This is a genomic window from Bacillus sp. JJ1533 (assembly GCF_036965045.1).
GTDB lineage: Bacteria > Bacillota > Bacilli > Bacillales > Bacillaceae_L > Ferdinandcohnia.
In genome coordinates this window covers 93211-100470 of the sequence record NZ_JBALOV010000018.1, presented here as the reverse complement: position 1 = coordinate 100470, position 7260 = coordinate 93211, and the positions used below count along the sequence as shown (strand labels likewise).

General features: G+C 38.4%; 8 protein-coding genes and 1 pseudogene. 5 read left to right on the top strand and 4 right to left on the bottom strand.

From position 1 onward, the window contains the following. A pseudogene (locus V7138_RS09340) lies at positions 1–213 on the top strand (hypothetical protein); the annotation flags it as partial. A gap of 74 nt (positions 214–287) precedes the next feature. Here the strand turns inward: V7138_RS09340 and V7138_RS09335 are convergent. Then, the gene (locus V7138_RS09335) at positions 288–1139 is read right to left on the bottom strand and encodes a patatin-like phospholipase family protein (RefSeq protein WP_335396322.1); all 852 of its coding nucleotides are present in this window, start codon (positions 1137–1139) and stop codon (positions 288–290) included. A gap of 216 nt (positions 1140–1355) precedes the next feature. On the opposite strand from V7138_RS09335, the gene V7138_RS09330 reads away from it, so the two are divergent. Then, entirely contained in the window at positions 1356–1538 is a 183-nt protein-coding gene (locus tag V7138_RS09330) for a YkvS family protein (protein WP_335396320.1), read from the top strand. A gap of 42 nt (positions 1539–1580) precedes the next feature. Here the strand turns inward: V7138_RS09330 and rarD are convergent, their stop codons facing one another. Beyond that, positions 1581–2522 (bottom strand): EamA family transporter RarD, encoded by a 942-nt coding sequence (gene rarD / locus V7138_RS09325; RefSeq protein WP_335396319.1) that lies wholly within the window; start codon positions 2520–2522, stop codon positions 1581–1583. Positions 2523–2728: 206 nt separating this feature from the next. Further along, on the bottom strand, positions 2729–2854 hold the full coding sequence (locus V7138_RS09320; RefSeq protein WP_010283238.1) for a DUF6254 family protein: 126 nt from the start codon (positions 2852–2854) through the stop codon (positions 2729–2731). A gap of 126 nt (positions 2855–2980) precedes the next feature. On the opposite strand from V7138_RS09320, the gene V7138_RS09315 reads away from it, so the two are divergent. Together V7138_RS09315 and V7138_RS09310 are read left to right on the top strand one after the other, a co-directional pair. After that, on the top strand, positions 2981–3577 hold the full coding sequence (locus tag V7138_RS09315; protein WP_335396317.1) for a CPBP family intramembrane glutamic endopeptidase: 597 nt from the start codon (positions 2981–2983) through the stop codon (positions 3575–3577). Between the two features lie 18 nt (positions 3578–3595). Continuing rightward, positions 3596–3760: a hypothetical protein gene (locus tag V7138_RS09310; RefSeq protein ID WP_335396315.1), complete on the top strand. Its 165-nt coding sequence runs from the start codon at positions 3596–3598 to the stop codon at positions 3758–3760. On the opposite strand, the gene V7138_RS09305 is transcribed toward V7138_RS09310, so the two are convergent. Continuing rightward, positions 3757–4788 (bottom strand): YkvI family membrane protein, encoded by a 1032-nt coding sequence (locus tag V7138_RS09305; protein ID WP_335396314.1) that lies wholly within the window; start codon positions 4786–4788, stop codon positions 3757–3759. The genes V7138_RS09310 and V7138_RS09305 overlap by 4 nt on opposite strands. Positions 4789–5085: 297 nt before the next feature. On the opposite strand from V7138_RS09305, the gene V7138_RS09300 reads away from it, so the two are divergent. Beyond that, positions 5086–7224 (top strand): ATP-dependent Clp protease ATP-binding subunit, encoded by a 2139-nt coding sequence (locus tag V7138_RS09300; RefSeq protein WP_335396312.1) that lies wholly within the window; start codon positions 5086–5088, stop codon positions 7222–7224. The last annotated feature ends 36 nt before the right edge of the window (positions 7225–7260 follow it).

The following is a 7260-nucleotide window of genomic DNA, read 5'->3' as shown; positions in this document are numbered from 1 at the left end:
ATGATGGGTGGTTTTGGACCTCAAGGAACTGGTGCTGGACCGATGATGGGTGGTTTTGGACCTCAAGGAACTGGTGCCGGACCTATGATGGGTGGCTTCGGTCCTCAGGGAACCGGTACTCCCGGCATGATGGCTCCTCAAAGTTTTGGAAGGGCACCAGATACCATGCTACCACACGGCCCTCATGGCCCTGGCTGTACCTGTGATCAATAGCAAGGGTATTTTATAGGTAACTATAATCCAGAAGATTGATAAAAATAGGTGTCTCATAACGAGACACCTTTTGATTAGGCCATTAACCATTTCTGAAACTTATCAAACTGCTCATTTGCATCCTTCAGCCCAAGTTCGTATAGATGAGTTAATTTAACAGGATTCCTTTCTACACGTCCTACCTCAAGTGGTTCAGTTGGACTAAACACAAAAATCCTACCTGCTTTTTCTTCTTGGTCCAAATACGCAAGTGTTTCATTATAACGCTTGTATCGTGTTTCAATTGCTTTTACGAGATTTGGATATTGCTTATAGGAGCGTCTGACAACCCATGTCATATTTGATTTCTTTTTCGAATAACCCCGATTTCGTGTTAAGATGACGACATTTTTTGAATGACCGTCCTGCTGTGCCTTTATCAAGGGAATCGGATCTGTGATGCCTCCGTCCAATAATTTTTTTCCTTTGAATTCAATCATCGGTGCAACAAATGGCAATGAACTAGAAGCTCGAATAACCTTTAACATATCATTGCCATAATCCTCTTTGTTAAAATAAGTCGGTTCCCCTGTTTCACAATCGGTCGTCCCCACTACGAATTCTTCTTTTGATTGATTAAAAGCATCGTAGTCATAGGGTACATGTTTATTTGGAATCTCATCAAAGATAAAGTCCATCCCAAATATTTGCTTATGCTTAACAAAATTTCGAAATGAAATATAGTTTGGGTGATTGACATAATCAATATTTACCGTGCGATTTCTACCCATTTGCCTTGATAAATAAGACGCTGCCATACATGCTCCAGCAGATACGCCAATGACATATGGGAAATATACTTTCTGTTCCATGAAATATTCAAGGATGCCTGCTGTGTACACACCGCGCATTCCTCCACCTTCTAAAACCAATCCGATATCTTTCATTGTTTTTCTCTCCCTTTAACAAAGGCTCCTTACTAAATATAAAAAACTTTTTAACGCTTGTCACATTTTTTACATAAAATTATAATAAAATATCTATGAAAACGCTTTACTTTCATACAAAAGTAAGGCAAAATATAAAAAAAAGTTTTTTTTTGTAAATAAAAGCAGTTTATGGTTTAGATTCAAGAATCATAGAATGCGATGGAGGGTGACATGATGAGAATTGCAGAAATTGGGGATATCATTGAGTTCAGAGAAGGCCTTAAAGGCATCGTGGAAAAGGTGAACGAAAACTCGGTTATCGTTGACTTAACATATATGGATAATTATAGAGATTTAGAATTAGAGAGTCGTACAGTTGTCAATCATAAAAACTATAAGATTATCGCAACAATATAACCAAAGGGAGCTGATTATTGAATCGGCTCCCCTTTTTTGTAATTACGCCCCTAATGATTTATTTTTCATAAATTTAGGTTGAAGTGATGTTAAAAATTTAGATTTTGAGAACGAGTAGATTACTAATGCGGTCCAAATACATAGGAATGTGACAAAATGCACCTTAGTAAAATGCTCGTGGTATAAGAATACTCCCAAAAGAAGACTGATTGTTGGTGAAATGTACTGAAGAATTCCTAGAATGGAAAGCGGAATTCTGTTTGCTCCAGCGGCAAACCAAAGTAATGGTAATGCCGTTATCACTCCAGCCCCCGCTAGCAATACCTGCACATCAAAGGTAGCTCCTGAAAAGGAGTCAACTCCTCCCTTATAAAGAACTGTCAAATAAAAGAGGGCCATGGGTGCAATTACCAGCGTTTCCATCCCTAAACCAATCAATGAATCTAGCTTCGCAAGCTTCTTTGTTAGTCCATAAAAACCAAAGCTTAATGCAAGTGTAATAGCAACCCAAGGAAAACTTCCATATTGAATGGTTAAAATAAGTACACCGACTCCAGCCAATCCAAAGGAAATCCCTTGCCAAAACAATAGACGTTCCTTAAGAACAATGATGCCTAGTAGGACGCTGACCAATGGATTAATGTAATACCCAAGGCTTGCATCGATTATATGATCCGTATTTACCGCCCAAATATAAGTAGCCCAGTTGACTGTAATCAGGACTGATGATGCCAAGATCCCAATGAGCTTTAATTTGTTTTTGAAAATATCTTTGATACTTGTGAGAAACTGCTTCCCTTTTCTTGAAACAAGAATAATCAGAAGCACAAACACAAGTGACCAAACAATCCGATGTGCGAGAATTTCGAACGCGGGGATGTAGTCGATTAACTTCCAATAAAGAGGCAGCACTCCCCATGCGATATAGGCAATCGTTGTGTATAGGATTCCTATCTTATATTCCCTCATCTCATCTTGACCCATAAAGATCCTTCTTTCCTATTCAGATTTTCATTAGTTCATTATATTTCGGTTCCCGATATTTCTCAATGAAAATGAATTGGAAATTTGAAATTTCGTGGATGAATGTGTGTTCAGTAACTTCTGAAGATGTTTTTTTCATATTTTAGGATACTCTCATTCTAAAAAACGCACACACCCCAAACCAGAGCATGTGCGTCAACTTCTTTTTATTCTTTTGTATCCTTCCCTGCTTCTTCCGCTAACTGTTCGAAGGATTTCACTTTTCCATGCGGATTTTGCGATTGCTTGCGAACGGTCCATTGTCGTTCTTGTTGACGTTTTGATTGTGTCATGTCGGACATCTCCTCCTCTTTCGAATCTCACCATTAGGATGATTCTCCACCGGATATTTATTCTAAAAAAATCACTCTCATGATAAAATGAATAACAATACAACCTGACAAAAGAGGCAGACACATATGAAAAATTTTTTTCTACTATTTATTCTTGTACATCTATTACTTGCGATAAGTTTTCTATCTGACCTTCCGTTTTGGGTCATTTTTACAATTTCCTTTTTCCTACTATCTGCAGCAGCAATCACATTTGGAAAATTCGATTTCAAACCTCCATCCATCGTCAACATTGCCGTTGCCATACTATCAGGGTTACTCATGTACGGTCTTTTTTACATCGGAAAATCAGGTTCCGCAATCCTGTTTCCAAATGAATTAACCAATGTTACTCATTTATATAGAAAGATTCAACCTCACCTTTCTTGGCATTTTGTTGCACTCTTTCTCATCATCATTCCGGGTGAGGAGCTTTTTTGGAGAGGTTTTATTCAGAAGAAAATTGAAGCGAAATTCGAGAATAAACAACTCGTAATCGTCATTTCTTCCCTTCTATATATGTCTGCAAATATATACACATTTAATCCGCTTTTCTTACTTGCAACATTTGCTGGGGGCGTTGTCTGGGGAACATTATATATGTGGCAACACAATATATTATTAACAATCCTATCCCACCTTGTGTTCAATTTATTTTTGCTCGTGCTATTCCCTATTTTTTAACCAATAGGAGGCGTCAATATGAAAAAGCGTAAAAAAAGGAAATCGAAAAATGGCAAATATACCTTCTCCGATTTCCTAGCTGATGTATTTTTCGCGATACCTGAAATTATCTTTTTTCCCATTCGTGTTCTTATTTACGTCATTAGAGGCTTCTTCAGACTGATTATTGATTTGATCAATTAGCGTTTCAGTGGTTTTGCCAACAGAACTAATAAAATCAAACTCATATACCCAAACAAAGGATATAAAAAGGAAATCAGTGAGCCATACCCCAGCTGGCTAATGACATAAGAAATCGATAAGATCCCGAATACAATCAAGATTGACGGTAATTTAAGCATGTTTTTTAATTGACGCTCAAGTCCAAATAAGTTTCCAATCACTGATGTAAAGATCTCTCCATAAATGACAAGGATGTACAACCAATAAAAAGCAGCCATGAAATTTTTCATAACCTCAGCCATTGGAATCTCGAAACTGCCTACATTTGCGAGCGCCGATAATGAAATATGACTTGTCAATAAAATGAGACAAAGTGCGCCACCGCCAATCAATCCACCCCATCTTAATGTTCTCTCATGATTGATTTCTTTAGCGAGTGGAACCAAAACCGGCATCGCCATTGTCAGGTTAAATGCAGCATATAAAAATGGTGAAATCATCCATTTAATACTTGTTGACTCCAGCTCAGGCATACGAACTAGGTTTGTTGCATCCGTTAATAGCACTTCAACGGCTAAAACAACACTGAAAAAAATCATAATTGGTACAACAAATGTGTTCACACCAAATAGACCCTTGACTCCAAATGTAAGAACAAAAATCGATAATGCACTCGTAATAAGGATTCCAAGCTGATAGGACAGCCCTAATTGCTCATGAAAGACTGCACCGGCACCTGAAAGCATGACAGAAGTTACCCCTATTAACACTAAAAGCATAAGAGCATTTACAAGAAACGCAATTTTCCTACCAAATAAATATTCATTAAATTCCTTATAGGAATTTGCCTGAATACGGTTCGCGATGATCATGATTCTTGTCCCCAACCATATGAATAGGAAACCACTAACGCCGATTCCAAACAAACCGTACACACCGTATTGGGTAAAAAATTCAACAATTTCCCGACCTGTTGCAAAGCCTGCTCCTACGATTGTTCCTACATATACTGCACCGATTTGAAATGCTGCCCCCCAATTCCCTCGCACAAATAGCCACCTCATTAATTGTCTGTGTTACTTGATGTATATGTACAAGTTCTTAAATTAAGACGAGCTATTCTTTCGAAGTCCGTGGAAAAAGTTTCTAGCGCTTTTTCCTTGAAAGTCAAACATAGTCAAAGTATAATGTAAACATAAGGTCAAAGATGGTCAAACATCATACACGACCTATTTATCTAGGCTCACACTGTGTGGGTCACAAAGACGTTGCCACAGGATGTGGCGGCCTTAGTCTTTGATCTTAAATTGGTCAAACATAGTCAAATTTCAAGGAGGTAGTTGTTTATGATTTGTCAAGCATGTAATAAAAATGAGGCTACTGTTCAGTTACACGTACAAGTGAACAATGACAAGCGACAAATTCAACTTTGCAGTGAGTGTTATGCGAAGGAGAAGAACAACATGAAAATACCTTCAGGAATGTACGGTTTCCCTAATTTCACATTTGATGATCTTTTTAAAGGAAATGCTTTCGGTCAACAAATGGGAATCAACCAACAACAACAAACACAACCGAAACACGGAGGAAATGGCGGAGGTCTTCTCGATCATTTTGGTCGGAACCTAACTCACATGGCGAAGGCTGGACTTATTGACCCAGTGATTGGCCGTGATGAAGAAATCCAACGTGTTATTGAAATTTTAAACCGCCGTAATAAAAACAACCCAGTTCTAATTGGGGAACCAGGGGTAGGTAAAACTGCGATTGCAGAGGGATTAGCCCTACAAATTGCTGAAGGAAAAGCACCAAGCAAGCTTTCAAATAAACAAGTATATTTACTAGATGTCGCATCACTCGTAGCGAACACTGGTATTCGTGGTCAATTTGAAGAAAGAATGAAGCAGCTCATTACCGAACTTCAAAAACGAAAAAATATTATCCTATTCATCGATGAAATTCACCTTATTGTTGGCGCAGGTTCTGCAGAAGGCTCAATGGATGCAGGTAATATCCTAAAACCAGCTCTTGCTCGTGGTGAACTTCAACTTGTCGGTGCAACAACCTTAAAGGAATATCGACAAATTGAAAAGGATGCTGCATTAGAACGTCGTTTCCAACCAGTAACTGTTGAAGAACCAACAGTTGACGAAGCAATTCAGATTCTTGAAGGTATTAAAGGAAAATATGAAGAATTCCATGGTGTCAAATATACAGATGAAGCCATTCATGCCTGTGTAACTTTATCACATCGTTACATTCAGGATCGTTTCTTACCAGATAAAGCAATTGACCTACTGGATGAAGCAGGCTCAAAAATGAACTTAGTATCCGGTGGTGTGGATCCAAAGGATGTTGAGGAAGAACTAGCAAAAATTGCAACCGAAAAAGAAAAAGCTGCAAGTGAAGAAAACTATGAGTTAGCAGCCAAATTAAGACATCAAGAGATACTTCTTGAAAAACAATTAAATAATCCAGAAAACAAAGAAGAACATCTTGTTGATGTTGCAAATATCCAACAAATTATTGAAAAGAAAACAGGTATTCCTGTTGGTAAGCTTCAAGAAAATGAGCAACAAAAAATGAAATATCTCGCTGAAAACCTTGCGAAAAAAGTCATTGGTCAAGAAGAAGCCGTTTCGAAGGTTGCGAAAGCCGTGCGTCGTAGCCGTGCTGGGTTAAAGGCGAAAAATCGACCAATCGGTTCCTTCCTTTTCGTTGGACCAACGGGTGTTGGTAAAACAGAGTTAACGAAGACACTTGCCCAAGAGCTATTCGGTTCGAAGGATGCCATGATTAGACTCGACATGAGTGAGTACATGGAGAAACACTCTGTGTCTAAAATCATTGGTTCACCTCCTGGTTATGTTGGCCATGAGGAAGCAGGTCAGCTGACTGAAAAAGTTCGTCGCAACCCATACAGCATCATTTTACTCGATGAAATTGAAAAGGCACATCCAGATGTTCAACATATGTTCCTTCAAATTTTAGAGGATGGCCGTCTAACAGACAGCCAAGGTCGTACAGTAAGCTTTAAGGATACAGTGATCATCATGACTAGTAATGCTGGTGTTGGCGGACCTAAGAAAATTACTGTTGGCTTTGAAAAAGCTGAAACAGACGCTTACAAGGAATCATCTATCCTTGAATCACTTGGATCCTTCTTCAAGCCAGAATTCTTAAACAGATTTGATGCCATCATTGAATTCAAACAACTTGAAAAAGATCACTTGCTACAAATTGTCGATCTTATGTTACACGATCTTGAAGCAACTCTAAAAGAACAAGAGGTAACCATCACTATTGATGATGATGCTAAACAAAAATTAGCTGAGCTTGGTTACCATCCTGCTTTTGGTGCACGTCCTTTACGTCGTGTCATCCAAGAACAGCTTGAAGACCAAATCACAGATGTTCTATTAGAAAATGATGACCAAAAAAGCTTGAACGTTACCGTTGAAGATAATAAGATCATCGTAAAATAAGACACCATCAAAAATGCAGAGCCACTAAAGCTCTGC

Coding starts and splice junctions, on each gene's coding strand:
- V7138_RS09335 (WP_335396322.1), bottom strand. CDS start 1,139: ATGAAAGATATCGGATTGGTTTTAGAAGGTGGAGGAATGCGCGGTGTG.
- rarD (WP_335396319.1), bottom strand. CDS start 2,522: ATGGGTCAAGATGAGATGAGGGAATATAAGATAGGAATCCTATACACA.
- V7138_RS09315 (WP_335396317.1), top strand. CDS start 2,981: ATGAAAAATTTTTTTCTACTATTTATTCTTGTACATCTATTACTTGCG.
- V7138_RS09320 (WP_010283238.1), bottom strand. CDS start 2,854: ATGACACAATCAAAACGTCAACAAGAACGACAATGGACCGTTCGCAAG.
- V7138_RS09310 (WP_335396315.1), top strand. CDS start 3,596: ATGAAAAAGCGTAAAAAAAGGAAATCGAAAAATGGCAAATATACCTTC.
- V7138_RS09330 (WP_335396320.1), top strand. CDS start 1,356: ATGAGAATTGCAGAAATTGGGGATATCATTGAGTTCAGAGAAGGCCTT.
- V7138_RS09300 (WP_335396312.1), top strand. CDS start 5,086: ATGATTTGTCAAGCATGTAATAAAAATGAGGCTACTGTTCAGTTACAC.